32 protein-coding genes are annotated in these 22,648 nt (G+C 39.1%); 16 read left to right on the top strand and 16 right to left on the bottom strand.

Annotation, left to right across the window (positions count from 1 at the left end; all coding sequences use genetic code 11):
- Window positions 1–344: 344 nt before the first annotated feature.
- From ACE1CC_RS26495 to purS, 3 genes are all read right to left on the bottom strand, one after another.
- On the bottom strand, window positions 345–548 hold the full coding sequence (locus tag ACE1CC_RS26495; protein WP_459563923.1) for a type II toxin-antitoxin system Phd/YefM family antitoxin: 204 nt from the start codon (window positions 546–548) through the stop codon (window positions 345–347).
- Window positions 549–756: 208 nt separating this feature from the next.
- The gene (gene purQ, locus ACE1CC_RS26490; protein WP_413273426.1) at window positions 757–1,428 is read right to left on the bottom strand and encodes a phosphoribosylformylglycinamidine synthase subunit PurQ; all 672 of its coding nucleotides are present in this window, start codon (window positions 1,426–1,428) and stop codon (window positions 757–759) included.
- Window positions 1,425–1,700 (bottom strand): phosphoribosylformylglycinamidine synthase subunit PurS, encoded by a 276-nt coding sequence (purS, locus tag ACE1CC_RS26485; protein WP_413273425.1) that lies wholly within the window; start codon window positions 1,698–1,700, stop codon window positions 1,425–1,427. Before purS ends, purQ begins: the two co-directional genes overlap by 4 nt.
- A 146-nt stretch (window positions 1,701–1,846) precedes the next feature.
- Between purS and ACE1CC_RS26480 the strand changes: the two genes are divergently transcribed.
- The 4 genes from ACE1CC_RS26480 (at window position 1,847) to ACE1CC_RS26465 (ending at window position 4,141) form a co-directional block, all read left to right on the top strand.
- Complete coding sequence (locus ACE1CC_RS26480; RefSeq protein ID WP_413273424.1) at window positions 1,847–2,275, top strand: Fur family transcriptional regulator; 429 nt, start codon at window positions 1,847–1,849, stop codon at window positions 2,273–2,275.
- A gap of 36 nt (window positions 2,276–2,311) precedes the next feature.
- Window positions 2,312–2,857 carry a Uma2 family endonuclease gene (locus ACE1CC_RS26475; protein ID WP_413273423.1) on the top strand — a complete coding sequence of 182 codons (546 nt, stop codon included), beginning with the start codon at window positions 2,312–2,314 and terminating at the stop codon, window positions 2,855–2,857.
- Between the two features lie 116 nt (window positions 2,858–2,973).
- Window positions 2,974–3,873, top strand: coding sequence for an RpnC/YadD family protein (locus ACE1CC_RS26470; RefSeq protein WP_413273440.1), 900 nt, complete (start codon window positions 2,974–2,976; stop codon window positions 3,871–3,873).
- A gap of 43 nt (window positions 3,874–3,916) precedes the next feature.
- Window positions 3,917–4,141: a hypothetical protein gene (locus tag ACE1CC_RS26465; RefSeq protein WP_413273422.1), complete on the top strand. Its 225-nt coding sequence runs from the start codon at window positions 3,917–3,919 to the stop codon at window positions 4,139–4,141.
- A gap of 189 nt (window positions 4,142–4,330) precedes the next feature.
- On the opposite strand, the gene ACE1CC_RS26460 is transcribed toward ACE1CC_RS26465, so the two are convergent.
- Genes ACE1CC_RS26460 through ACE1CC_RS26450 form a run of 3 tightly spaced genes read right to left on the bottom strand, consistent with a single transcriptional unit; the run spans window position 4,331 to window position 7,452 of the window.
- Window positions 4,331–5,512, bottom strand: coding sequence for an McrC family protein (locus ACE1CC_RS26460; RefSeq protein WP_413273421.1), 1,182 nt, complete (start codon window positions 5,510–5,512; stop codon window positions 4,331–4,333).
- Complete coding sequence (locus tag ACE1CC_RS26455) at window positions 5,509–7,155, bottom strand: McrB family protein (RefSeq protein WP_413273420.1); 1,647 nt, start codon at window positions 7,153–7,155, stop codon at window positions 5,509–5,511. The genes ACE1CC_RS26460 and ACE1CC_RS26455 overlap by 4 nt, the downstream gene beginning before the upstream one ends.
- Before the next feature lie 36 nt (window positions 7,156–7,191).
- Window positions 7,192–7,452 carry a UPF0175 family protein gene (locus ACE1CC_RS26450; RefSeq protein ID WP_413273419.1) on the bottom strand — a complete coding sequence of 87 codons (261 nt, stop codon included), beginning with the start codon at window positions 7,450–7,452 and terminating at the stop codon, window positions 7,192–7,194.
- A gap of 173 nt (window positions 7,453–7,625) precedes the next feature.
- Here ACE1CC_RS26450 and ACE1CC_RS26445 point away from each other — a divergent pair, with 173 nt between their 5' ends.
- The 3 genes from ACE1CC_RS26445 to ACE1CC_RS26435 all read left to right on the top strand — a co-directional run bounded on the left by ACE1CC_RS26445 (window position 7,626) and on the right by ACE1CC_RS26435 (window position 8,847).
- Window positions 7,626–7,958, top strand: a complete 333-nt coding sequence (locus ACE1CC_RS26445; RefSeq protein WP_413273418.1) for a papain fold toxin domain-containing protein — start codon at window positions 7,626–7,628, stop codon at window positions 7,956–7,958.
- 28 nt (window positions 7,959–7,986) lie between these two features.
- Window positions 7,987–8,370: a hypothetical protein gene (locus ACE1CC_RS26440; protein WP_413273417.1), complete on the top strand. Its 384-nt coding sequence runs from the start codon at window positions 7,987–7,989 to the stop codon at window positions 8,368–8,370.
- A 66-nt stretch (window positions 8,371–8,436) separates the two neighbouring features.
- Window positions 8,437–8,847 (top strand): hypothetical protein, encoded by a 411-nt coding sequence (locus ACE1CC_RS26435; protein ID WP_413273416.1) that lies wholly within the window; start codon window positions 8,437–8,439, stop codon window positions 8,845–8,847.
- Between the two features lie 113 nt (window positions 8,848–8,960).
- Here the strand turns inward: ACE1CC_RS26435 and ACE1CC_RS26430 are convergent, their stop codons facing one another.
- From ACE1CC_RS26430 to ACE1CC_RS26420, 3 genes are all read right to left on the bottom strand, one after another.
- Window positions 8,961–9,599: a Uma2 family endonuclease gene (locus ACE1CC_RS26430; protein ID WP_413273415.1), complete on the bottom strand. Its 639-nt coding sequence runs from the start codon at window positions 9,597–9,599 to the stop codon at window positions 8,961–8,963.
- Window positions 9,600–9,757: 158 nt separating this feature from the next.
- Complete coding sequence (locus tag ACE1CC_RS26425; protein ID WP_413273414.1) at window positions 9,758–10,732, bottom strand: SPFH domain-containing protein; 975 nt, start codon at window positions 10,730–10,732, stop codon at window positions 9,758–9,760.
- Window positions 10,733–10,768: 36 nt separating this feature from the next.
- The gene (locus ACE1CC_RS26420; protein ID WP_413273413.1) at window positions 10,769–11,311 is read right to left on the bottom strand and encodes an NfeD family protein; all 543 of its coding nucleotides are present in this window, start codon (window positions 11,309–11,311) and stop codon (window positions 10,769–10,771) included.
- A 175-nt stretch (window positions 11,312–11,486) separates the two neighbouring features.
- Between ACE1CC_RS26420 and ACE1CC_RS26415 the strand changes: the two genes are divergently transcribed.
- The 3 genes from ACE1CC_RS26415 to ACE1CC_RS26405 all read left to right on the top strand — a co-directional run bounded on the left by ACE1CC_RS26415 (window position 11,487) and on the right by ACE1CC_RS26405 (window position 14,418).
- The gene (locus ACE1CC_RS26415) at window positions 11,487–13,340 is read left to right on the top strand and encodes a PP2C family protein-serine/threonine phosphatase (protein ID WP_413273412.1); all 1,854 of its coding nucleotides are present in this window, start codon (window positions 11,487–11,489) and stop codon (window positions 13,338–13,340) included.
- 52 nt (window positions 13,341–13,392) lie between these two features.
- Entirely contained in the window at window positions 13,393–14,106 is a 714-nt protein-coding gene (locus ACE1CC_RS26410; protein WP_413273411.1) for a Uma2 family endonuclease, read from the top strand.
- A 123-nt stretch (window positions 14,107–14,229) separates the two neighbouring features.
- On the top strand, window positions 14,230–14,418 hold the full coding sequence (locus ACE1CC_RS26405; protein ID WP_413273410.1) for a hypothetical protein: 189 nt from the start codon (window positions 14,230–14,232) through the stop codon (window positions 14,416–14,418).
- A gap of 77 nt (window positions 14,419–14,495) precedes the next feature.
- Here the strand turns inward: ACE1CC_RS26405 and ACE1CC_RS26400 are convergent, their stop codons facing one another.
- The gene (locus tag ACE1CC_RS26400; protein WP_413273409.1) at window positions 14,496–15,137 is read right to left on the bottom strand and encodes a Uma2 family endonuclease; all 642 of its coding nucleotides are present in this window, start codon (window positions 15,135–15,137) and stop codon (window positions 14,496–14,498) included.
- Window positions 15,138–15,300: 163 nt separating this feature from the next.
- On the bottom strand, window positions 15,301–15,543 hold the full coding sequence (locus ACE1CC_RS26395) for a helix-turn-helix domain-containing protein (RefSeq protein WP_413273408.1): 243 nt from the start codon (window positions 15,541–15,543) through the stop codon (window positions 15,301–15,303).
- 84 nt (window positions 15,544–15,627) lie between these two features.
- On the opposite strand from ACE1CC_RS26395, the gene ACE1CC_RS26390 reads away from it, so the two are divergent.
- On the top strand, window positions 15,628–16,578 hold the full coding sequence (locus ACE1CC_RS26390) for a DNA cytosine methyltransferase (protein WP_413273407.1): 951 nt from the start codon (window positions 15,628–15,630) through the stop codon (window positions 16,576–16,578).
- On the opposite strand, the gene ACE1CC_RS26385 is transcribed toward ACE1CC_RS26390, so the two are convergent.
- Complete coding sequence (locus tag ACE1CC_RS26385) at window positions 16,564–17,433, bottom strand: hypothetical protein (RefSeq protein ID WP_413273406.1); 870 nt, start codon at window positions 17,431–17,433, stop codon at window positions 16,564–16,566. The two genes, ACE1CC_RS26390 and ACE1CC_RS26385, sit on opposite strands and share 15 nt — an antisense overlap.
- A gap of 399 nt (window positions 17,434–17,832) precedes the next feature.
- Here ACE1CC_RS26385 and ACE1CC_RS26380 point away from each other — a divergent pair, with 399 nt between their 5' ends.
- From ACE1CC_RS26380 to ACE1CC_RS26370, 3 genes are read left to right on the top strand one after another with little or no spacing between them, the layout of a single operon-like run.
- On the top strand, window positions 17,833–18,045 hold the full coding sequence (locus ACE1CC_RS26380; RefSeq protein WP_413273405.1) for a type II toxin-antitoxin system RelE family toxin: 213 nt from the start codon (window positions 17,833–17,835) through the stop codon (window positions 18,043–18,045).
- A gap of 16 nt (window positions 18,046–18,061) precedes the next feature.
- Window positions 18,062–18,316 carry a type II toxin-antitoxin system prevent-host-death family antitoxin gene (locus ACE1CC_RS26375; RefSeq protein WP_459563922.1) on the top strand — a complete coding sequence of 85 codons (255 nt, stop codon included), beginning with the start codon at window positions 18,062–18,064 and terminating at the stop codon, window positions 18,314–18,316.
- On the top strand, window positions 18,313–18,516 hold the full coding sequence (locus tag ACE1CC_RS26370) for a type II toxin-antitoxin system HicB family antitoxin (protein ID WP_413273403.1): 204 nt from the start codon (window positions 18,313–18,315) through the stop codon (window positions 18,514–18,516). Before ACE1CC_RS26375 ends, ACE1CC_RS26370 begins: the two co-directional genes overlap by 4 nt.
- A 68-nt stretch (window positions 18,517–18,584) precedes the next feature.
- On the opposite strand, the gene ACE1CC_RS26365 is transcribed toward ACE1CC_RS26370, so the two are convergent.
- The 3 genes from ACE1CC_RS26365 to ACE1CC_RS26355 form a co-directional block, all read right to left on the bottom strand.
- On the bottom strand, window positions 18,585–18,938 hold the full coding sequence (locus ACE1CC_RS26365; protein WP_413273402.1) for a DUF5615 family PIN-like protein: 354 nt from the start codon (window positions 18,936–18,938) through the stop codon (window positions 18,585–18,587).
- On the bottom strand, window positions 18,935–19,171 hold the full coding sequence (locus tag ACE1CC_RS26360; protein WP_413273401.1) for a DUF433 domain-containing protein: 237 nt from the start codon (window positions 19,169–19,171) through the stop codon (window positions 18,935–18,937). Before ACE1CC_RS26360 ends, ACE1CC_RS26365 begins: the two co-directional genes overlap by 4 nt.
- Before the next feature lie 95 nt (window positions 19,172–19,266).
- Entirely contained in the window at window positions 19,267–19,431 is a 165-nt protein-coding gene (locus tag ACE1CC_RS26355; protein ID WP_413273400.1) for a hypothetical protein, read from the bottom strand.
- Between the two features lie 47 nt (window positions 19,432–19,478).
- Here ACE1CC_RS26355 and ACE1CC_RS26350 point away from each other — a divergent pair, with 47 nt between their 5' ends.
- Window positions 19,479–20,081, top strand: a complete 603-nt coding sequence (locus tag ACE1CC_RS26350) for an SDR family NAD(P)-dependent oxidoreductase (protein ID WP_413273399.1) — start codon at window positions 19,479–19,481, stop codon at window positions 20,079–20,081.
- A gap of 652 nt (window positions 20,082–20,733) precedes the next feature.
- On the top strand, window positions 20,734–21,660 hold the full coding sequence (locus ACE1CC_RS26345) for an alpha-1,2-fucosyltransferase (protein ID WP_413273398.1): 927 nt from the start codon (window positions 20,734–20,736) through the stop codon (window positions 21,658–21,660).
- Between the two features lie 250 nt (window positions 21,661–21,910).
- Here ACE1CC_RS26345 and rpiA read toward each other — a convergent pair whose 3' ends face one another.
- A complete protein-coding gene (gene rpiA, locus ACE1CC_RS26340; protein WP_413273439.1) occupies window positions 21,911–22,624 on the bottom strand; it encodes a ribose-5-phosphate isomerase RpiA in 714 nt (237 codons plus the stop codon).
- Between the last annotated feature and the right edge of the window lie 24 nt (window positions 22,625–22,648).

The following is a 22,648-nucleotide window of genomic DNA, read 5'->3' as shown; positions in this document are numbered from 1 at the left end:
AGCAAATTCGTGAAGTAATTGAAGGCTCATATCGGATTATTTATTATGTAGAATCAGAACAAGTTAGCGTGATTGCAGTTAGACAGGGTTCGCGACCAATTACATTACCAGAATAACAAAGTATTATTTAGTTATTTCATCTTCAATTAGGAAATATTTTAATACAGAGTTAATGGCAACCATCTTAGCCCGCCTGCGATTCAAATCGCTTTTCTTATAGCGGAAGTCCGTTGCAACAGACTGAAATTTTTGTTGGGGTTTTTAGTCGGTTTTAACCGACTTTCGCTATTAGCCCGGAAATTGATTTCCGGGTGGGTGTGGGCGAAATTTATTTTAAATAGTTCTTACTCTGACAATCCCAATTGTTTCTTTACTTCTGTTAACGATATTGAAGGTTTATCTGCATCTTCCTGCTTGGCATTTCGCAAATCAATCAAATCTTCCAAATCTTCTAATAGTTCTTGCAATGCCTGAAATTCTTCGTAAGGGAGGACAACAAATTCTTTCTTGCCGTTTTTACTTAAATATTCTGGGTGTAATTCAATCATCATTATCTTCCTCTAGTTATGAATAAGCGTCGCTGCGATGTACAAAATTTAAGGGTTAACTAAATCCTCTAACAATCCTTAATTATATCATTTCCGGGTTAGTTATACTCTTTATCCTCTTCTTCTTCCTTGGTGTTCTTCGTGCCTTCGTGGTTCCGTAAAACTTTAGGGGAATGGTGCGTTACGCTGTCGCTAACGCACCCTACAATTAGACTGTTGCTGCTACTTTTAGCAATGCTTCAAATAACTTTAATCCGTCGGTTCCTCCTAACATTTTATCTGATGCTCTTTCTGGGTGCGGCATCATTCCCAGCACATTTCCTTTCTCATTGCAAATACCTGCAATCTTATTTAAAGAACCGTTGGGATTTTCACCTTCGTAACGGAACAAAACTTGACCGTTATCTTCCAAACGTGCCAAAGTATCAGCATCGGCATAGTAATTTCCTTCACCGTGCGCGATCGGCAAACTAATCACTTCTCCTTTTTGATATAATTGCGTCCAAGTTGTATCTGTGCGTTCGACGCGCAAGGGAACGCGATCGCAAATAAAATGCAAATCCCGATTTCTCACCAACGCCCCTGGTAACAACCCCGCTTCAGTTAGCACTTGGAAACCATTGCAAATACCCAAGACTAATTTACCTTTGTTTGCGTGTTCCACTGTAGCTTGCATTACTGGAGAAAAGCGTGCGATCGCACCACAACGCAAATAATCCCCGTAGCTGAAACCGCCCGGAACTACCACCACGTCTAAATCCGAAATATCCGTTTCTTCATGCCAAACCATTCTAGTTGGTTGTTTGAGTAAATCGCGAGTAACATAGAGGACATCGCGATCGCAATTTGAACCCGGAAAAACTAACACCCCAAACTTCATACCTTCGCCTCCGCAGGAGTAGAAACCTCAGTTAACTCAAAGCAATAATTTTCGATTACCACATTTGCTAATAGGCGATCGCAAATTATATCAAGCTGCTGTTTTGCCGCATCTTCCGACTCAGCAGTGATACTTAATTCAATGTACTTCCCAATTCGCACCTGTTCCACATTCTCATAACCCATGTGTTTTAACCCCGACTGTACCGCAACACCAGCAGGGTCTAAAACCGAGGGTCGTAGGGTAACATAGATGCGAGCATGATATTTCATTATCCTATCCTCACTGATAATAGTTAATGTGCCAGCCTTTTTATTTTAGAGTGGTACTCGACTCCCAATGGTTAATCTCCTAACTAAGCTATTTGAGATAGCGTATAAAAAGGGCATGGAGTCTGGTTCAAACTGGGATAATACGAATGAAAACACAACACACACGCAGCCAAAAAAGAATATTAAATTTTCTCCAAAGCGTCAACCGAGCAATTTCCGCCCAGGATATCTATGTAGAATTGCGAAATCAGAACCAAGGCATGAGCTTGGCTACAGTTTATCGCGCTTTAGAAGCTTTGAAACGAGAGGGCGCACTTCAAGTGAGAATGTTATCCAACGGCGAATCACTTTATAGCTGTGTTCAGCAAGACAAACACCATCTTACCTGTTTAGAATGTGGCAAATCCATTTCATTAGATAAATGTCCAGTTCAAGACTTAGAAACTCAACTGCACAATTCTTACAAATTTAAGATTTACTATCACACATTAGAGTTTTTTGGACTGTGCAATATCTGTCAAGCAGCGCAAGTTTCTAGTAATAGTGAAGATCAATTAGGTTTAGATCCTGCTTAAAATTATAAGAGTAACATCATCGCGAAAGGAGTTTCTATGTCCTCTTTAACAATTAAAGACCTGGAAAAACTACAAGCAAAACACCCTGATTATCGCATGGAGTTAGTTGACGGGAACATCATTGTTATGAGTCCATCAGGTTATGAATCAGCAGAAGTTGCTTTTGAATTTGCTACTCAGTTGTTAAACTGGGTAAAACCGCGTAAGCTAGGGCGAGTAACTGGTTCTAGTGCTGGTTTCATTCTGCCAAATTCAGATATCCGCGCACCTGATGTGTCTTTTGTTTTAGCAGAAAGATTGCGGAAAAGTCCCCGTTCTTTTGCTGAATTAGCTCCTGATTTAATGGTAGAAGTAAAATCTCCAAGTGATAGTCTCAAATCTTTAAGAAAAAAGATTGAAGACTTTCTCAGCTTGGGAACAAGAATTGGTATTTTAATTAACCCAGAAAAGCATATTGTTGAAGTATATCGATTAGGTCAAGATGTGGTAATTTTGACTGATGATGATGTTTTAACTATTCCTGATTTATTACCTGGTTGGGAGTTAGCAATTGCTGATTTGTGGTCGCCGGAATTTGAGTAATTGTGAAAAAGCAAAGGGTTGGATTAAAAAATGGCGATGTGCCTACGGCAGGCTACGCCAACGCACCTGATAAAATATTTAATAAACAGGTCAGTTCCCAACAAACTTTACACCCAATGACCCGATTTATTCACGACCAATTTGCCAAAGATTACTTAGAGAAATTACTAACACCTTACGGAGTAGTCCAAGCACCGCGCAGAGTAGCTGGAGAAGTCAGAGAAATCGATGTTTGGTTTGCTCCCAGTGAGCAGCAAAACTCACCTCCAGAAGATTTGGGTTTGCTAGGAAGATTGGCAACAACTATCTCCATTTTTGAACCATATCGCAATGCAGCAAGCGACGAAGAAATAGGCGATTGTCTGTTAAAAATATTAGAAGTTAGAGGTGAATTACGCCGAGAAGCAAATCGAAATAACACTCGATTACAAGAATCAGACTTACCGAAATTATGGATTATTACCCCCACAGCATCAAACAATTTATTATCGCAATTTGGTGCAATTCCTAATCAGAATTGGGTAACAGGGATCTATTTTATGCCATCCTATTTTCGGAGTGCAATTATCGCAGTTCACCAATTACCCCTCACCACAGACACGCTATGGTTAAGAATTCTCGGTAAAGGAAACGTGCAAAAACAGGCAATTGATGACTTAGAAAAACTTCCTGTTAATAACCCATATCGTGCAGCGGCGCTAGAATTGTTATACAACTTGCAACGAAACTTGCAAGCAAATCAAGTTCAAGTTCAAGACGAAGAAGATCAAGAATTAATTATGAGATTAGCACCCCTTTATCAGCAAGATCGAGAACAAGCAATGCAGCAAGGAGTTCAGGAGGGAGAACGCTTGGTGGTGGAGAACTTGTTGCGAGTACGCTTTGGTTCTTTAGATGCAGAACTTTCATCTGTCATCGATCGCCTATTATCATTACCACCAGAAGAGTTTACTCCTTTGCTGCTGCAATTATCCCGTGAGGAACTTTTGGCTAGATTTGGACAGCAAAATTCCTAATGGGAAAGCAAATTAAATTCAAGAGGAAAATCGAGAGTTAATTATGAGATTAGCACCCCTTTATCAGCAAGATCGAGAACAAGCAATGCAGCAAGGAGAACGCTTGGTGGTGGAAAACTTGTTGCGAGTACGCTTTGGTTCTTTAGATGCAGAACTTTCATCTGCGATCGATCGCCTACTATCATTACCACCAGAAGAGTTTACTCCCTTGCTACTGCAATTATCCCGTGAGGAACTTTTAGCTAGATTTGCACAAGAAAATTCCTAAATTCAAATATTATTGGGCGATTGAAATCGCTACTACACAAACAAAGTCCGCCTACGCGGACTAAAGAATAACGGGCGTATTTCTCGTTATTTCTCGTTCCCAGGTTCAACCTGGGAACGAGAACGCCGGAGGTTCTACCTCCACTGGTGCAAGCTTTGAGTTTAACACTTAAATAAATGTTTTTAATAGTTAGGAAAAGAACTCTTTTAAAAAGTTTTTACCAGCATCTTCAAGGTTGCCATTTAAAGAGAATGTTAGGCTACGAACTCGGATATTTCCAATCAATCTATCTAACGGATGCTTAAGGGAGGTTGGATAAACTAAAATTACTTCTTGGCATTCTTTAGAAACGGCATAAGCGATAACTTGTGCTACATCATCGGATGCTGGGGAAGTGGGAGTTTTGTATTTAGTATCGAGGATGTAGCGCGGGCTTTCTGTTGAGTTTTCGTAAAGGACTATATCTGTTTTAAATGAAATGCGATCGCTAATATTTATCCGTTCCTGAAATTTGAGAAAGAGGTGAGATGGCAAGTTTTCTTTTAGCCATTCTGCGACAAAAACTTCATAGAGTTTCGCCATGTCAATTAGAAAGGGTAGCATAGTGCGATCGCCTTTTTCATGACTTGGCCCAGTATTCTCTAAAAAAAAGCGACAAAGTGCGTGTAATGGTTGATAATCTTCATTAAGGCGATGATAATTTCGCCCAAGACAATCTTCTGGTTTAAATGGTTTTAGGGTTACTAATCCTTGTAAAGTGTGATATGCTTGTCGCAGTTTTGGTAATACTCTTTCTTTACACAAACCGCTACGGAGAATAATAAAAAGTGTCCAAGCGAGAATCTGATTTTCTGCAATATCAGCTGTGTGTTCTTCGTAATGGCATTTTAGCTTTACTTCCCAAGGTTTTTGGATAGTTTGACGCATATCTAAACGACCGCGAACATAAGCGAGATTGCCTGTTTTTGGCAGATAAGCACGATAAAATCCTTTGCGACATCTGTCTAGAATTCGCTGGGCTAAAACATGAGCAAGATTATTATAAAATTCTTCTAGAGATTCGCAATTAACTAGTCCTGGGAGAAAGCAAAAGCTTTTCAGTTTGTACGCATACTCTAACATTCTGAAAAGATTACCTAACGGCACTTTTGGCAACAGTGAAAGGTGAAAATCTGGAGTTACTGGGATATGTCCTACCCATCCTTTAGCGGTTAATTTCCACTTATTGCCAGTTTTGGGAGTTGGGAAGTCTACGGTAACTTCTTTATCATAATTGCGCCACAAAGTTTCTGCGATCGCATATTCAATTTCGTTAATTTCAAAGGTTTTGGAACTGTATTCAGTTAACTCGATATCTTGCAGAGGAGTCATGGGATCACCTGCTGTTTAATTTTATCCCAGCGAAACTCATCGACTTTTTCCAACTTATCGAAAAAATACTCTTCTAGATACGGTTCTATTTCCATTTTCCAGATATCTTCAATGTCTTCAGCCAGCTTTTCTGTTAAAAAGAAAGAGATACCGAGTTCATAATTTTTATCTGCGATCGCCTGATTTAATTTTTGCAATACCTGAATTAAACCGTCTACTGCAAAACCTGTATTTCTCTTTTCGTGATAGTTCCGCAGTACGTCATAGTTGGGGCGAATTTCGATGAATGCGAAGCGGCGACGTAGGGCGTGATCTACTAGTGCGATCGAGCGATCGGCTGTGTTCATTGTACCGATAATCCGAACATTTGAGGGAATGCGAAAAGTATTACCGCCAGCAAGAGGAATTTCTTTATCTCGGTACTCTAGCAAATACATCAATTCACCAAATACTTGAGCTAAATTTGCGCGGTTAATTTCATCAATGATTAAAACACAAATACCTTCACGGGACTCGGCTTTTTTGCAGAATTCTAAGAATCTACCTGGAACCATTGAATAGCTTAATTGCCCATCTTTATTTTGTGGGCGGATGCCTTGAATAAAGTCTTCGTATGAATAAGCTGGATGAAATTGCACTAATTCGGAGAAACCGTTACTACCCCCGATTAAGTGTTGGGCGAGTTTTTCAGCAATGAACGTTTTTCCTGTTCCGGGTGAGCCGTAGAGGATTAGTTGCTTTTTACGTTCTATGGCTTTTAGCCAACTTACCACTATCTCTCTTTCCAACATCGTATCATCAATAAATTGAGTCAGTGTATACGCTAATTTTAGCGAAACTTTTTTATAAAATTTTATATTAGTATTACTAACTAGGAGATTATCGCGATATGACAATGGTAGTCTGAGTTCAAAAAATGGTAAGCTGAGTTGTTGATAAACGGGTTCTCTGGGTTGTATATAATTTATTATTTCTTGCCGAGCGTTTGAAAATTTGCCCATTAAAAACAAAGGAAAAATTCTCTCAAATTCATTCCTAATTTTGGTAACAATATCTTTGTTGTCAAGCGATAAAACTTGTGTTTTTTTGATAAACACAATCGATTTTATACTATTTATATCTTTAGAGGCATTGCTAAATGTATCATTTGGCAAAGATTCTATAGTACAATCAGACTCAGATAATTTATCAGAATCGCAAATGGTGCAAACTTGTTCCAATCCATCTTTTGTAATCAATTCTTTAACTTCTGAATTGTAACGATACAGATAGCGAAAGTTACGGATAAATTTTTTTTTGTCAGGTTCCGAACCAATAAATAGACCAAAAACTAATGAACAATGGTTAATAGCTATAAATAACTGAGTGTCATCAATTGATTCTGGGTACGCGCAATAAAAACTATGCTCGTACCACCTCCATTGTGGATAGGAAAAATTACCAATTTGTATATTTAGTTGATCTGTGATTTGAGGAGGTAGTTCAGATGCTACCTGATTTACAAGCTGTTCAAAAGGCTGTTCTACATACTTAATAAATTTTTCTCTATGCTCTTGATAAAAATTGAGTGTAGGCTGATGATTAAGTTTTTCAAGAATTTCAAACGTTTCAGCATAGAAAAAATTATGATTAGATACATTCATTTCTTTCTTGATCCTTTTTAAAACTCATATTTTCAGCTAAAGGTAAGCAATTCCACTAAGTTCAGTATCTAAGTCCGATTCATCATAGTCGAAAATAACTATACCTTTTTTGGCTAAGATATCCATAAACTCAATCCGGTTAATTCCAGCTAATTCTGCTGCTTTACCAAGAGAAAGTTTTTTGTCTTGAAAATAGGCGATCGCAGCTAACAACCGCATATTTTCGCCTAATTGATTTGACCCAATTTTTAATGCTGCTAAGAGATCCTGAGATACTTGAAAAGATATAGTTTCCATATCGATAAATCGATTACTGACTGGAGGAGAGTAAGGTGCGATCGCACTTTGCTACTCTATTTTACACATATACACTTCGTAACTCAACCATAGCTTATACTACCTAGTAATAGGATATTATTAATTGCTATAAAAAGGAGGTAAATATTTCGCAGATTAATGCTGAACAACTTTTGGAGTTAAGATCGATCGCCAGCCAACACGAAAACCTTAAATGTGTTGAATGCGCTAGTGCGATCGAAGATTACTTAATATCTCAAGGTATTCATGGAAAGCGCATTAAACTTTTCACAGGAACAACTATGGGTCGAAGTAGCTACATTTATGATGATAGCGTGCCAGGAGAACCTATTTCCTTAAATGGTTGCCATCAAGGAATTGTAATTGCGATCGACGCAGTAGAAATAGTTTTTGATAATCATCACCCTAATGGAGTTCCCAGAGATGAATGGATGAATAATTTGTTATTTTATGGTAAATTACATTTGGTCAAGATTTTCAAGTGACAGAAGAAGAATTTTAGAGGAAAGTATTATGACAGAAATTCTTCAGAGAATCACAGAAGTTAAGTCTGAATATCTCTATGAGATGTTACAAGAAATAAAAAAACGCCCTGGGATGTACTTAGGCAAGCGTTCAATTTCTCGTCTGCGATCGTTTTTAGATGGATACATGGGTGCAAGAGAAGATCTTGGCTTACCTCAAACAGAGCAAGAAAAAGAATTTAACGGTTTTCAAGAGTGGATACAAGAAAGATTTAATATTACTTCGTCTCACGGATGGGATAGTATTATTCTCTTTTATTCAGCAGATGAAAGAGATGCTTTAGAGAAGTTTTTTGAGTTGTTTGAAAAATTCTGCAATGGCGAAAGTCCTTTACCACATAAGGTCGTTATAAATCACTCCGAAAAAGCGTAGGATGTTACTCATAGCCTTAAAAAGGAGTTAAATATTACGCAAATTAATGCTGAACAACTTTTGGTAGTGAGAGCGATAGATAATAATTATATGACTACAGAAGTTACTCAAAACATTCTAAATGTTAAGACTGAATATCTCTATGACCTGCTGGAAAGAATTAAGCAAAGACCGGGTATGTATTTAGGTAAAAGTTCGATTACCCGTCTGCGGATGTTGTTAGATGGATATGGTATGGCTCGAATGGAACTTGGCTTACCTCGAACAGAACAAGAACAAGAATTTAACGGGTTTCAAGAATGGATACAGCAAAGATTTAATATTACTTCATGTCACGGATGGGATAGTATTATTCTTTTTTATTCGGCAGATGAAAGAGATGCTTTAGATAAGTTTTTTGAGTTGTTTGAAAAATTCCGCAATGGAGAAAGTCCTTTACCACATAAGGTCGTTATAAATCACTCCGAAAAAGCGTAGAATGTAGAGAATGTAGAGACGTTATATATAACGTCTCTACATTCTAATCTACAGGGTGTTGGAAAAAAGATATTATGACCGATCGACCGAACATGATATTATTTAGTAATAGCTTATTTTTGATTGGCTAAATTTAGCCGTAAGTTGCGGATGGCTGTGCTGGTATTGCGATCGCCTGCAACCCGAAAACACTCTACCAAAATTTCCGATAAATTAATCATGGGAAAATAGCAACTATTATTCACAACTTCATAGCCTTCTTCCCGATAGTTATAAATTACCAAACCTTTCCTTTTATATATCCAAACTTCCGGTACTTTGTAGGGCAAATAATCATTTACATCAGTGTAAGTAGTGACATCTATTTCTATTACTAAATCTGGGGATGGATCGACACCCCAATTAATCCGAGATTTCCCGGCAACAGCCGCCCAATTATCAATATAAAAACAGTAATCTGGCTCAATTCCCCTTATTTCCGGCAAATCCATTGTAATTGGAGTAAATGCCTCATAATCTTGCTCTAAATAATCGAGTAAAACCTTGACTACATCGGCAATTATATGAGTTTTACGCCCATGTTCCAATAAAGGTGACATTAACAGAATTTCTCCGGGTCGATATTTGATGCGGGGGATGGATCGATCGCCCAACTGCTCAACCAATTTTTGATAATCTTCCCAACTCCCTGGTAGTCGTAAAATTGCCCCTGGAGGCAAATGAATTTTCTCTGGTGTAACAACAGCAAACATTTAAATTTCACCTCTTTTTTGGGGACTAGGGATTGGGGTAGGGGCAATTCATGAATTGCCCCTACGACTGGGAAATTTTGGCTAGGATTTACAGATTTACCAAATTTCTTAAATAATCCTGATTATCATGTAAATCCATAAATCCTGGTTTTAGATTATTAACCTCGCGTTACTTCCCCATTTTTCACATCTCCCACAATTGCCTTCATTCCCTCTAAAGAAGCGGGAATACTGCGGGGGTCCATAAACATTACTTTGCTGCTATCGCTGCTACCAATTTTTGTTCCCATTTCTAGATAATTCTGGGCAATTAAATATTGCAAAGCTTCTTTCGCATTGGGATCAGTTTGCAGAATCTTACTGATAATTTGCAAAGCTTCTGCTGTAGCTTGGGCTTTTAAAACTTGTTGCTGACGTTCCGCTTGGGCTTTTAAAACAATGGTTTTTTGTTGTGCTTCTGCATCTAAAATCGCAGCTTTTTGCCGAGCTTCTGCATCTAAAACTTGCGCTTCGGCTCTACCTCTGGCAGAATTAATTGCAGATTCTCTTTCCCCTTCAGATGTGAGAATTGCTGCCCGTTTTCTCCGTTCTGCGGACATTTGTAATTCCATTGAATCTTGAACGGCTTTAGAAGGAACAATATCTCGCAATTCTACCCTGGTTACTTTTACGCCCCAAGGATCGGTTGCTTCGTCTAATTCTCTGAGGAGGATTTCATTAATTTGAGAACGGGCGGTAAAAGTTTCATCTAATTCTAATTTGCCCATTTCCGATCGAATCTGCGTCAGCACTAAATTTACCATTGCTGAGTGGAGATTTTCTACTTTATAGTAAGCTTTCTCCAAATCTAAAATCCGCCAATAAACTACAGCATCCGCAGTTATTGATACGTTATCACGGGTAATACATTGTTGGGGAGGAATGTCTAAAACTTTTTCCCGAATCGTTTCTTTATAAACAATGCGATCGACCACCGGAACCACAAAATTTAAACCGGGTTGTAATTTTTTCCCATTATATCTACCCCAAGATTCTACTAAAGCTTCATTCCCTTGGTTAATCACTTTCACTGTACTCGAAACCGCAGAACCACCTAAAACTAGAAATATGATGAAAGCAAAAAATGATTCCATTTTTTTATCCTCTTTGTTATCTGAGAATTTGTTGTTTTACAATTTATCGGGTAAGACAATTAAAGTTGTGCCTTCCCTGCCGATCACGTAAACTTTTTCATTAGGTGCGATCGCTCTTGTTTCATCACTACAACGCGCCCGCCACGAATTCCCTTCGTATAAAACTCTTCCTGTTTGTCCGGGCAAAATTTCGCTGATTGTTTGCGCTTCCACCGCATCCCTAATTGCTGAGGTTTTCCGTTTTGGTGCCAAGCGACGGAACAGGAAAAATAACGCCGTCGAAAGTAGCAACCACAGTATCACCTGTAATAAAGGCGACGGTATCAAAACCGCAACTAAGGCTACTATCATTGCAGCTACTCCCATAATGACGGCAGTATAAGCTGTGGGTAAAACGAATTCCACCAAACACAGCGCTGCGCCAAACAATAACCAAAGTAAAGTCGGACTGATGGTGAAGGATAATGCTACCGTTGCCATTAATCCCATCAGTGAATGATACTCGGTAGTTGCTAGTGAATAGTTGCTAGTGGCAACTAAACTCATTAATAAATCATCCAAAAGCATATTGATATTCATTGCCTGTACTTCTATAGTTAACATGAAGTATTTATTCTCAGGGGCAGATAAGATGGAAAAAAATCCAAAGATTTGTTGACTACAACACTTTATTTATTGCCTTTTCGTAAGAAAATGTAACTTTTCGAGACAGTCTCTGATTTAATATCTAAATCTATTTTATTCATGAAGTTCTATGAGTAGTTCCGAGCCGTCGATGAATCGCTATCTTTGGGCATCTGACCCAGCATCAGCGCAAATTCCCCCAGAAGTGCTAATACAGGATAGGTATCAAGTAATTGCACCGCAAATTTGGCTGGATACGCAACCAGAAGCACCGCCCTACGTTCCCCAAGAATTACCAGAAGAAATTATTCCCTATCTGCGCTTATTTCCCCAGCGTCTCCATATTCCAGAAGTTTATGGTGTAGCTGTTTTAAGCGAGGAACCAAACTCCGCAGAAGCGATCTTGTTAGAAAATGTGCCGATCGATTCTGATGGCAATCTCTACCCTGCTATTGTAGAGCAATGGCATCAGACAAAGGCAGTTAGACAAGTTTATTGGTTGTGGCAAATTCTGCAATTGTGGACACCCTTATCAGAATTGGGAGTAGCATCAAGTTTACTAATTCCTGAAAATATCCGAGTTCAAGGTTGGCGAGTTAGACTGTTGCAACTATTTAGCGATCGCACAGTCGCCAACAACGCACAACCAAGTTTAGCAGCTTTTTCTGATTGTTGGTTAGAAGGGATTGCAGCCGCTCATCCTTCAGTTTTAGACCGCCTACAACAAATTTGGCAACAACTTGGCGAAGGGCAAAAATCTTTAGATGAAATTTCTTTAGAATTAAATCAATTATTGTTAGAAAAAGCCGCCGAACTTCCCTTAAGATTACAAGTAGCAGGCGGTACAGATCAAGGGCCAATGCGTTCTAGCAACGAAGATTCTTGTTATCCTACAGAAGCAGATTTGCAATCAATAACTGAATCACCTAACGACTTATTGATTCCTAATTTAACCTTAGTTTGTGATGGAATTGGCGGACATGAAGGCGGCGAAGTTGCCAGTTTAATGGCATTGCAAACCCTAAAATTACAAGTGAGAGCATTATTAATTGAAATTGCCCAACAAACAGAAATCGTTCCCCCGAATATTATCAGCGAACAAATCACAGCAATTATTCGCGTAGTCAATGACTTGATTGCTAAACAAAATGATTCCCAAGGACGAGAAATGCGCCAAAGAATGGGGACAACTTTAGTCATGGGATTGCAAATACCGCAAAAGATTAATAAACCAGATGGGACTGTTTTAGAAAATGCCCACGAACTTTATATTGCTAGTGTTGGAGATAGCCGAGTTTACTGGATAACCGCTGATTATTGTCAGCAATTAACTATAGATGATGATGTGGCAACTAGGGAAGTACGTTTAGGGCGAAGTGTTTACCGGGAAGCATTACGACGAGTTGATGGTGGTGCTTTAACTCAAGCATTAGGAACGCGAGAAGCACAAATTCTGCGTCCTACAGTTGGGCGATTTATTTTAGAGGAAGATGGGATTTTATTGTTATGTTCTGACGGGTTGAGCGATAAAAATACAGTAGAACAATCTTGGCAGGAATTTGCTAAACCTGTCTTAAAAAATAAGATTTCTTTAGAAGCAGCGGTGCAATCTTGGATTGACTTAGCTAATGAAAAAAATGGGCATGATAACACTTCCGTAGTACTCACTCGTTGTTTACTTTCTCCCGAACCGCCTGTGTTATTTGAACCCAGAAAAGTAGAAGCGGAAATGCCAACTACTGCATATCCAGTAGAATCGGAATTGACAGAAGCTTCTAAAGCATTATTGTATTCACAAGCTACTCAACCAGAAGCAGGGGAAACAGTTGATGTGCAACCCGTAAGACAGAGTAGTTGGTTAACAGTGTTGACAACTTTAGGAATTATAGTAGTGTTCGGTTTAATTGGGCTTGGAGTTTGGCGATCGCTAACTCCCCAAAATACCCCACCAACCCAAGAAACACAGGTAAATCCTAACGAATAAATCGGAGGTTTGTTAATCTGAAAGCGTGCGAATCCCATCCTCATTTTAGATTATGATTACTCAAATACCAGCCTCGCAATTATCAATTACTTGGCCTAAACTACCAGAAGATTTTCCCCTACCCGACGATCCAGTGGAAAATACAGACCAACCACTTTTAGCAGCTGCTTTGCGTCAACCTTTAACAGCGATTCCCGAACTGTTGCAAGACGCACTAATTGTTTCTAATTTTGCCTTATGTGCAGCAATTCAGGGCCGAACAATTTGCAAAGCACCTGACTGGATGTATGTCCGTCCGGTACAATCTTGGCAATCAACTCAACCTCGCCGCAGCTACACTCCGCACACAGAAGGCGTAGTTCCCCAAGTAGTAATGGAGTTTCTTTCCGCAACTTATGGCGAAGAATACTCGGTGGAGTTTACCGAGGGTGTGGGGAAATGGTTTTTTTATGAAAAAGTGATTAAAGTTCCCCACTATGTAATTTTTCGCCCCGAAACAGGAAGATTAGAAGTTTATGAGTTAGATTCGGAATCTTATCGCTTGCAAACACCTGATGAAACAGGGCGTTATTTGATTCCGGGATTAGACTTATTTTTGGGAGTTTGGGAAGGAACTCACGAAGGGAGAACAGGTTATTGGTTAAGGTGGTGGAATGCCCAAGGTGAGTTATTATTGTGGTCAGAAGAACGGGCCCAACAAGAACACCAACGGGCGGAAAGATTAGCCCAAAAGTTGCGAGAGTTGGGGGAAAATATAGAGTTTTGAAGAATTTAGATCCCCGACTTCTTCAAGAAGTCGGGGATCTATGACTTCTTGAAGAAGTCGGGGATCTATGGGGATCGAGCTACCAACTATTTGTACACCTTACGAACAGATGGGAGAGTAAAAATGTGGAAAGATGAGGTTCTTGAAGAGATTTACAAAATTAGGGAAGAACACGCTCAGGCTTTTAACTACGATTTACAGGCTATTTGCGATGATTTACGGCAAAAACAGGCTGCTAGTGGTAGAAAAATTATTTCAGAACCTCTAAAACAACCCCAGATGGATAAGGAATCGCTACACCAAGCTGTCTAAAAAATGAACAAGTTACAGATTTGCGATCGCCCTTTCTCAACTTACAAATTTGCGAAGTCTTAGCCCAGTTTTCCGGTTTATAATTGCTCTCTCACCCAATTACGAAATGCTCTCATTGTTGCATTTCTACCCACAACTTTGCTTTCCTCAACTTTTTGGTGAATCACTTCGCGTAATTGGGAAAATTGCGAAAATATGCGGCTAGTTTCCGATTCAATATATTTGCCATCTTGCAGCACATTAATTTGTAATCTTTCCCCGTTATATTGCCATAATTCAGGAACACGCAACCCTTCATAATTAGTAAAAGCAGTGCGATAAGTTATATTAATTTCAATAGCTAAATCTGGCGGTGGATCTACGGTTAAATCGATTTTTTTCTTACCTCGGATAGCCGCTTCATTTTGGATATAGAAACAGGTGTCTGGTTCTAATCCTTGCGCCATTATTTGATTTTTGAAAGTAGTAGAACCTAGATCTCTAAATTCAATATCGAGTTCTTCTAGTAACGCCTTAACTAAATCACCGATAATTCCCTTATCGTCTTCATGTTCTGGTAATGGTGCCATAATTTCTAAAGTACCTTTGTTGTAGGAAAGTTTTGCTGCACGACTTTCTCCCAGTTCCTCTAAAATGTCCTCAAACATCTGCCAACTAATATCTTTTAGTTGCAGCACATTTCCTGGTGGAATAATTAATTGTTTTAGTTCTATTTGCATACTTCGATTACCTTGAATTGGATAATTTAAATAGGTTCTCCCATATTTGTACTCATAAAGGAAACTTATAATATAGCTGCATCAAGATTCTCAGCATTCATTGTCTAGCAAAAATGTATAAACCGCTGCTTTTATACCAAAGCTCCGGGAGAGCCAGCATGATTTATTCAAGAGCATCTCTTTTTACTTCTATTAAATCAGAAATACTGATATGTCTGCCTAGATGAAATTCCAGAATCTCTATAATTACTGCCAAAGTGCTAAACTGAACACCTTTGAGCTCGTTTCTAACTGCACTACCGATCGTATTTTTACTGACTCGACCCTGAGCAAGCTTCATTAACTGATACTGAGTAATTCCTTCACTCTCAAGAAACTCCCTTAATTTCCATCGTACAGTTATCATAGATATTCCTAACTTAATAACAAAACTTGACTATACCCAATATATTGGGTATAGTTTAGTAGGAACCCAATTGATACGAGCATAATGGAAAAGCGTTTGAAAGTAGCATCATTTTTTTCAGGTATTGGAGGCTTTGATCTCGGCTTTGAAATGGCTGGGATGAATGTTGTCATGCAGTGCGAACTCGACCCTTTTTGCAGAAAAGTTTTAAAAAAGCACTGGCCTGATGTTCTATTGTATGAAGATATTGCCAAAATAAAGACTGAGCAAATTCCTTATGCTGATGTTTACGTTGCAGGATTTCCATGCCAGGATGTGTCCTTGGCAAATCAAGGAAAAAGAAAAGGTTTAGAGGGAACAAGGAGTAGATTGTTTCATGAGTTTATCCGATTTGTTGAAGAGCGACAGCCCCGATGGATTGTACTTGAGAATGTTCCAGGACTGCTCAATAGCAACAATGGAAAAGATTTTGCCGTTGTCCTCAATACGCTGGAAAGTTGCGGGTATGGTATTTCATGGAGAGTATTTGACTCTAAATTCTTCGGAACACCCCAAAGACGTAGAAGAGTCTTCATTGTTGGAAGTTTTGGATCAATCCGTTCCGCTAAGGTTCTTCTTGACGACAGAGCATTTGCAGTCACTTCTGAATCGAGCTACTGCCAGAAACAAACCGCTTCCCATAGCTCTAGAAAAAGTCATCAAGGATCAACTTTATACTCTATACAACACGCCGCAGTTGGAAGAAAGCATACAGCAGGCCCGCAATCAAAAGGATTTCGTAATGACGGAGAAACTTGGACACTTGATTCAAGAGGGAGCTCAGACGTTGTTTGTAAGACGGATGACCCCTTTGGAATACGAGAAACTTCAGGGCTTCCCTGTGGATTGGACTCTCGTCGATTTCGAGCTTTAGGTAATGCCGTTACAGTTCCGGTTGCTAAATATATTGCAGAACGGATTGTTCTTGTTGAACAAGGATATGATCTTGTAGAAGATAACTCAATTATTACTTTCAAACAATTAACTCTCTTTTAGAAGTTTCATGTTAGTTGTAAATAATTTTTCATCTTTCTCACCATACTTAATTAGTGTGCTGACTAAGTTGTAAAGGTCGAGGTATAAGAGGTTTTCATGGTCAATAATGAAATCAATATTATTTTCTCCTTTTTGAATCTGATAGGGAATGAAAGCACAATTCCAACGCTCTCTTTTTTGTAGTTTCAAACTTTCCAGATTTGGTAAGTTTTTTAATCGGTGTTGATAAATTGTCTTTCCTAGTGCGACAACGAACTTCTTCTCAGAACTGATACAGATTCCGCCTTTGACAATTAACTGCTCTTGTAAGCGTCTCCAAGCATTAGCAGGAATTAAGCCAGGAGTAACTGTTTTACCTTTATTAGTAATACGTTTAGGAAAATCATCTAATTTTACCTTTTTCTGATTTTCCCACTCAGTTACATGATCGCTAAGAATTTTTGTATTGCTTGTTTCACCACCACCCTGAATTTCAAGAATACAGGCATCGCCATTTCTCCTATCTCTGAGAATAAAATCTGCTCGTTGCTTTAATTTCGTAGTAACCTCATTTTTGTATTCAATATCATCAAGCTTTATGCTATCGTTGAATATTAATTCTGAGATTTCAAACAATCTGGAGCGTTGATAGTTCGTATGATTTTGCATATTTGTAGATAAAAGCCTGTGTGCACAGACTATGAGTGGAACTCCGCCAGTACTTTCAACTACACACATTGGTTTTTGGGGATTATGTCGGTCAATCTTTTTACAAGTTTTGCCGATGTAGGGACAAATTTTCTCAGTTAGTCTGACATCTGAAGGACTAAGGCCATTAGCATTTATCCCTAAAAACTCAATGATTTTGACTGCCATGATTCTTCTTTACCTTGCATTTATCTATTTCTTAGAATTCCCATTTGCTTTCCGTTTCTAACACAACCTGAAGAAAAGTTTGAAATTTATTTGGCTATCTACCGCCCACCCGCTTTTAATCATGCTTCACTTTCTAGATTGCAGAAATACCACAATGTCCGGTGGTCAATCGATGTTTTAAGGTAGCCGCCCGCCCGTCATATCTATGTGTAAAAAACTGGTGGCTAGGCGTTGTATTTGAAGACGTTGAGCAAACATCTGTTTAGCATCCCGCCCGGAAATCAATTTCCGGGCTAATAGCGAAACTCGGTTAAAACCGACTAAAAATCACAACAAAAATTTCAGTCCGTTAAAACGGACTTTAGCTATTAGCCAGCGATTTGAATCGCTGGCGGGTGAATGGGTAAGGTAAAAGATATTTGTAAAAGCGATCGAATCTCCACTACTACAAAAACATTACAATTTAGATATTCGAGCAAAGATGTAAAGCGATTAACCAATTTTACTCCTGAATATCGTTTGCGAGTGGGAGATTACCGAGTATTATTTGAAATAGAAGACAACATAATTTTAGTTTACCGCATTAAACATCGCAGCGACGCTTATTCATAACCAGAGGAAGATAATGATGATCGAATTACACCCAGAATATTTAACCAAAAACGGCAAAAAAGAATTTGTTGTCCTCCCTTACGAAGAATTTCAAGCACTGCAAGAACTATTAGAAGATTTAGAAGATTTGATTGATTTACGAAATGCCAAGCAGGAAGAAGCAGATCAACCTTCAATATCGTTAGCCGAGGTAAAGAAGCAATTAGGATTTGAGAGTAAAATAGATAATCAAATCCAACAGGAAATCAATAAGAGGATAACCACACTATGAAAATCAAAGTCATCATTCACGAAGCAGAAGAAGGCGGATATTGGGCAGAAGTCCCCTCTATACCTGGTTGCGCGACTCAAGGCGAAACTTTTGAGGAATTGCTGCAAAAGCTCTACGAAGCAATTGAAGGCTGTCTATCGGTCGATGTTGAATCAATTGATATAACTGATAAAGACAGAATTATGGAAATTGCTATATGAACTCTATGTCTGGAAACAGAAACACACCGCAGCGATACATCTAGGGAAAGACGCTAAACAAAATAAAATTATTGATGTACAATCAGTGCGGTGCGACTCATTTCAATTAGTGAGTGCTGAGTAAAAAATTGAACTAACTGAGGTAAATTACTTTGGAACAACGCCTCAAGTTCTGCATTTGTGATATTGCCAGTTGTCACTAAAAGTAACTTATAAGGTTCTTGACGGATTAAAAAGCTATCAAAAAAATCTGAATCTTTAGTAATAACGATTCGCGATTCCTGAATTGAAATAGCGTTAACTTCGCTATCAGGTGTTGCATTGCTTAATGGTAAATCTCTGGTATGAATCGTATCATAACCAGCTGCTTGGAGAAACCGGGCTAAACGCACTGGTAATTGAGCATCTACAAGAAACTTCATTGGGCAAATTTATAAATACTTTTCACCTGAGTTAACCGAGTAGCAAATAGTAAAGCTGCTAAAATATCATCCCGTTCTAGATCATCATAATCTGCTAAAATTTCTTCAATACTCATCCCAGCACTCAGTAACTCTAAAATAAATTCAACCGGATAACGCAATCCCCGAATGCAAGGTTTGCCATGACAGATATTTAGATCGATCGTAATTCGCTGCAAAAGTCGATCGCTCATGATACTATATTCTCAACTAAATTGAATTATAGCAGGCCATCTAGACAAAAGTTGGCTGAAATTCCCTTAACTTAATATCAAGATGAGATTAACAGCTACATCGATCGCAATCGAATTCCCAAAGACTTAATCGATCCATTAGTTCGATATTTATGAGCCAAATTTTTATAATTTTTCCAGTCTAGTTGAGAATTGTGCAAGATTTGGGTAAACCACAAAACATACCGCAGCGATACTTCTAGGGAAAGACGCGATCGCACAAACCCCTCCCTAACATTGTAAGAGTCGCAACTCCCCAAGCATAATTATGAACAATTCCTTCACTCGCCCTCTGGCTGTGGTTACAGGTGCTTCTAACGGCATCGGCTACGAACTTGCTAAACAGTTTGCCCGAAATGGCTTTGACTTGCTGATCACATCTACCGGAGATAGCATCAATAAAGCAGCGCACGCTTTGGCAGAATTGGGTACTAAAGTTGAAACAGTAGAAGCCGATTTAGCTACATACAATGGAGTTGAGAAACTCTACAAGCAGATTCAAGCAACAGGTAGACCAGTCGATGCGATCGCTATTAATGCAGGTGTTGGCGTAGGCGGCGACTTCGCCCGTGAGACAGACCTCAAAGACGAGTTGAATCTAATTAACCTGAACGTCGTGTCCGCTCTACACGCAGGCGATGCCTACTTTTATCGGCAGGAAATGGATTCTGAACCAGATTGTACACCTGGTTTGCGTGCTTATCAATGGATGATGGAGGTAGATCGCAAGGCTCGGTTGTTTAATCAACAGCGGCTACGGGGGTTATCATGCGATCGGACAAAGGATGTGCGAGTCTTCTGTAGTCACGACGCGGTTGAACACAAAGCGTTTGCTGACCAGGACTCACCAAAAGCCAGGGTGGATTGTTAATTTCTATAAATCCCTAATTTGGTGGATTTATTATGATAATAAAACTAATTATATTGATGGGCTTACTTTCGCATTAAGCGTTGGGTTAAGTGTGGCATTGCTTGGTGCGTTAATTAACGGGCAAAGTTTAGGTGTAATTTGCATTCAACACTTTATTCTGCAAGCATCAGCCAGAAATTGCGGTTTGCACCTAAATATATAACTTTTGTCCAGCATCTGCTAAACTTATGACGGGGTGTATGCAAGGCGCTTCCAAAATAGAGGAGCGCAATCTAACCGCATAGGTGCTAATACCGATTAGAGAAACAACTTTTGACAAGATCAAAGTTGACTCTAGCATTGGTGTTTAAATCTAAAACAATTTACGCACAATAATTATCACTTGATTAAGTTCAATTTGAATCAATTCATTCATGACTACGCCTTATCGCAGGGATGGTGCGTTACGTCGCACGCTTCGCACCCTACAAATGGTTTATTTGCTGGCTGCGTAATCCCCATTGGTAAATTGATTTGTTTCAGGTTGTGATTAGAATGGAGCGAACAAACAAAGGTAAAAATATTAATTAATTGTGACAACCTGCTATCCTCTAGCATCATTTTTTGAATAATATTACACATTAGCCACACTCTTTATTACTAGGTAGCTTATATGTACTACTCTTACGCCAAATTTCTGGGCAAAGATTTAGGATATTTTCGGTTATTTGGAGGATTTGGTCTTTGTAATTTGTTGTTTGATTGGGCTAGATTTATTGTCGCCACTCGAAAGTATGACTTAATACCTATTTCTCCTACTTGGATTCAACTCAAATTAGGGCCTCTTTTGCGTGGAGAAGTAGATAAGCGATTTTACAGCAACCTGTTTTGCACTCCCCAAGACCAGATCTCCGGCATCAAAAAATTGTACTTATTGAACACATTGAAAAGAATTACATCGCAAGAATTTTACGATAAGACTCATACCAATGATAAGAATGATTATCTAGTTGTGTTTACAGGTGCCTATGAAAAAGCATTTTTTTCAGAAATTTTGACAGACCATAAATTAGTTTTTAAAGAATTATTAGACCTGACTCTGGATCAACATAAAAAAGGTCTAACTCACAACTTTAAAGGATCAATTTCTATTCATGTGAGATTGGGTGACTTTACTCAACCCACCAGCGATGCCAATGCTTTAAACGGTGCTTGGCATTGCCGCATTCCGCTCACTTGGTACATTCAACAAGTGAATCAAATCCGATCGTTTGTGGAACGTGAGGTTCCAGTCTATGTCTTCTCCGATGGCAAACCTAATGAACTGGCAGAGCTATTAGCATTACCCAATACCACAAAAATGGACTTTGGTTCGAGTATTGGAGATCTGCTAGGATTAGCCAATTCAAATGTCTTGATTACATCGGGATCTACTTTCTCTATGTGGGCTTCCTATCTGGGTAGAATGCCTGTGATTTGGCATAAGAATCAGTGCCGACAACGCCTTTACTATGAAGATAGTTCTCTGGAAGTTGAAACCGACGAGGCTGGTAATTTATCAAAAGAGTTTCTCGACAAGGTGGCACTCAGGCTAAAGTAAACTACTCTAATTAATTGCAAATAATTAGACCTCTCCAACAAAGAATATATAAGGCAGGCAGGATGCCTACCCTACAAGAGTTATTGGAGATGTCTATTAGTTAGTTGAAAGCTCAATCCGCCTGATAATACCGAATAGGTGGGTTTTTAATGGACTTAAGCTGTTAGCCCGGAAATTGATTTCCGGGCGGGCTAAAATTGCAGATGCAAGATCTCAGCTTAACTAAACGGTGTAGCTTAACGGGAGAGTGTTATTTGCTAATTTCTCTAACTGATGGTTGTCCGTCTATCACTTCACCAACTAATACTAAATCGGTGACATTTACGAACAAACCATTTTCTAGAACACCGGGAATATTGTTCAGGGTTTTTTCTAATTCTGCTGGATTATCTATTGAGTCAAATTTGACATCAATCACAAAGTTTCCTTGATCGGTAACTACTGGGCCCGCTTTTTTTACTCCCATTCTTAATTGTGGTTTACCGCCGAGTTTTTCGATCGCACGCATCACAGGCGCGTATGCCATCGGAATCACTTCTACTGGTAACAAAAATGTCGAACCAAGTTTATCTACTAACTTGGAACTATCCACAACTACGATAAATTGATCGGCTAAACCATCAACAATTTTCTCACGAGTATGGGCTGCACCACCGCCTTTAATTAAGTTTAAATTCGGATCGACCTCATCGGCACCATCAATGGCAATATCAATATGGTCAACTGCATCCAGCGTTGTCAAGGGAATGCCGTATTGTCTGGCGAGCACGTCTCCCTGAAACGAGGTGGTAATCCCAACAATATCTGTAAGTTCGCCAGATTTCAGGCGTTCTCCCAAATATTCAATCATGAAAGCGGCTGTTGAGCCAGTGCCCAATCCCACTATAGAACCTGATTTTACGCGATCGGCTGCTGCTTTGCCGACCATTTGTTTCATCACTTTAGTAGCGTCCATCTCACTCATGCGGTAAACTCCTGTAATTAGTCC

It is taken from the genome of Floridaenema aerugineum BLCC-F46 (genome assembly GCF_041929345.1).
GTDB lineage: Bacteria > Cyanobacteriota > Cyanobacteriia > Cyanobacteriales > Aerosakkonemataceae > Floridanema > Floridanema aerugineum.
Note: the sequence above shows the minus strand (reverse complement) of the source record. Positions and strands in the feature narration are given on the sequence as shown.

What these genes read in the sequence shown, in the direction of transcription:
- ACE1CC_RS26420 (WP_413273413.1), bottom strand. Translation starts at nt 11,311, where the DNA reads ATGAATATCAATATGCTTTTGGATGATTTATTAATGAGTTTAGTTGCC.
- ACE1CC_RS26450 (WP_413273419.1), bottom strand. Translation starts at nt 7,452, where the DNA reads ATGGAAACTATATCTTTTCAAGTATCTCAGGATCTCTTAGCAGCATTA.
- ACE1CC_RS26385 (WP_413273406.1), bottom strand. Translation starts at nt 17,433, where the DNA reads ATGGCAGTCAAAATCATTGAGTTTTTAGGGATAAATGCTAATGGCCTT.
- ACE1CC_RS26395 (WP_413273408.1), bottom strand. Translation starts at nt 15,543, where the DNA reads ATGATAACTGTACGATGGAAATTAAGGGAGTTTCTTGAGAGTGAAGGA.
- ACE1CC_RS26440 (WP_413273417.1), top strand. Translation starts at nt 7,987, where the DNA reads ATGACAGAAATTCTTCAGAGAATCACAGAAGTTAAGTCTGAATATCTC.
- ACE1CC_RS26370 (WP_413273403.1), top strand. Translation starts at nt 18,313, where the DNA reads ATGAAAATCAAAGTCATCATTCACGAAGCAGAAGAAGGCGGATATTGG.
- ACE1CC_RS26350 (WP_413273399.1), top strand. Translation starts at nt 19,479, where the DNA reads ATGAACAATTCCTTCACTCGCCCTCTGGCTGTGGTTACAGGTGCTTCT.
- ACE1CC_RS26390 (WP_413273407.1), top strand. Translation starts at nt 15,628, where the DNA reads ATGGAAAAGCGTTTGAAAGTAGCATCATTTTTTTCAGGTATTGGAGGC.
- ACE1CC_RS26400 (WP_413273409.1), bottom strand. Translation starts at nt 15,137, where the DNA reads ATGCAAATAGAACTAAAACAATTAATTATTCCACCAGGAAATGTGCTG.
- rpiA (WP_413273439.1), bottom strand. Translation starts at nt 22,624, where the DNA reads ATGAGTGAGATGGACGCTACTAAAGTGATGAAACAAATGGTCGGCAAA.
- ACE1CC_RS26365 (WP_413273402.1), bottom strand. Translation starts at nt 18,938, where the DNA reads ATGAAGTTTCTTGTAGATGCTCAATTACCAGTGCGTTTAGCCCGGTTT.
- ACE1CC_RS26495 (WP_459563923.1), bottom strand. Translation starts at nt 548, where the DNA reads ATGATTGAATTACACCCAGAATATTTAAGTAAAAACGGCAAGAAAGAA.
- ACE1CC_RS26410 (WP_413273411.1), top strand. Translation starts at nt 13,393, where the DNA reads ATGATTACTCAAATACCAGCCTCGCAATTATCAATTACTTGGCCTAAA.
- ACE1CC_RS26470 (WP_413273440.1), top strand. Translation starts at nt 2,974, where the DNA reads ATGACCCGATTTATTCACGACCAATTTGCCAAAGATTACTTAGAGAAA.
- ACE1CC_RS26405 (WP_413273410.1), top strand. Translation starts at nt 14,230, where the DNA reads ATGTGGAAAGATGAGGTTCTTGAAGAGATTTACAAAATTAGGGAAGAA.
- ACE1CC_RS26480 (WP_413273424.1), top strand. Translation starts at nt 1,847, where the DNA reads ATGAAAACACAACACACACGCAGCCAAAAAAGAATATTAAATTTTCTC.
- ACE1CC_RS26455 (WP_413273420.1), bottom strand. Translation starts at nt 7,155, where the DNA reads ATGAATGTATCTAATCATAATTTTTTCTATGCTGAAACGTTTGAAATT.
- ACE1CC_RS26380 (WP_413273405.1), top strand. Translation starts at nt 17,833, where the DNA reads ATGGGTAAGGTAAAAGATATTTGTAAAAGCGATCGAATCTCCACTACT.
- ACE1CC_RS26425 (WP_413273414.1), bottom strand. Translation starts at nt 10,732, where the DNA reads ATGGAATCATTTTTTGCTTTCATCATATTTCTAGTTTTAGGTGGTTCT.
- ACE1CC_RS26460 (WP_413273421.1), bottom strand. Translation starts at nt 5,512, where the DNA reads ATGACTCCTCTGCAAGATATCGAGTTAACTGAATACAGTTCCAAAACC.
- ACE1CC_RS26415 (WP_413273412.1), top strand. Translation starts at nt 11,487, where the DNA reads ATGAGTAGTTCCGAGCCGTCGATGAATCGCTATCTTTGGGCATCTGAC.
- ACE1CC_RS26475 (WP_413273423.1), top strand. Translation starts at nt 2,312, where the DNA reads ATGTCCTCTTTAACAATTAAAGACCTGGAAAAACTACAAGCAAAACAC.
- purS (WP_413273425.1), bottom strand. Translation starts at nt 1,700, where the DNA reads ATGAAATATCATGCTCGCATCTATGTTACCCTACGACCCTCGGTTTTA.
- purQ (WP_413273426.1), bottom strand. Translation starts at nt 1,428, where the DNA reads ATGAAGTTTGGGGTGTTAGTTTTTCCGGGTTCAAATTGCGATCGCGAT.
- ACE1CC_RS26375 (WP_459563922.1), top strand. Translation starts at nt 18,062, where the DNA reads ATGATCGAATTACACCCAGAATATTTAACCAAAAACGGCAAAAAAGAA.
- ACE1CC_RS26465 (WP_413273422.1), top strand. Translation starts at nt 3,917, where the DNA reads ATGAGATTAGCACCCCTTTATCAGCAAGATCGAGAACAAGCAATGCAG.
- ACE1CC_RS26360 (WP_413273401.1), bottom strand. Translation starts at nt 19,171, where the DNA reads ATGAGCGATCGACTTTTGCAGCGAATTACGATCGATCTAAATATCTGT.
- ACE1CC_RS26430 (WP_413273415.1), bottom strand. Translation starts at nt 9,599, where the DNA reads ATGTTTGCTGTTGTTACACCAGAGAAAATTCATTTGCCTCCAGGGGCA.
- ACE1CC_RS26345 (WP_413273398.1), top strand. Translation starts at nt 20,734, where the DNA reads ATGTACTACTCTTACGCCAAATTTCTGGGCAAAGATTTAGGATATTTT.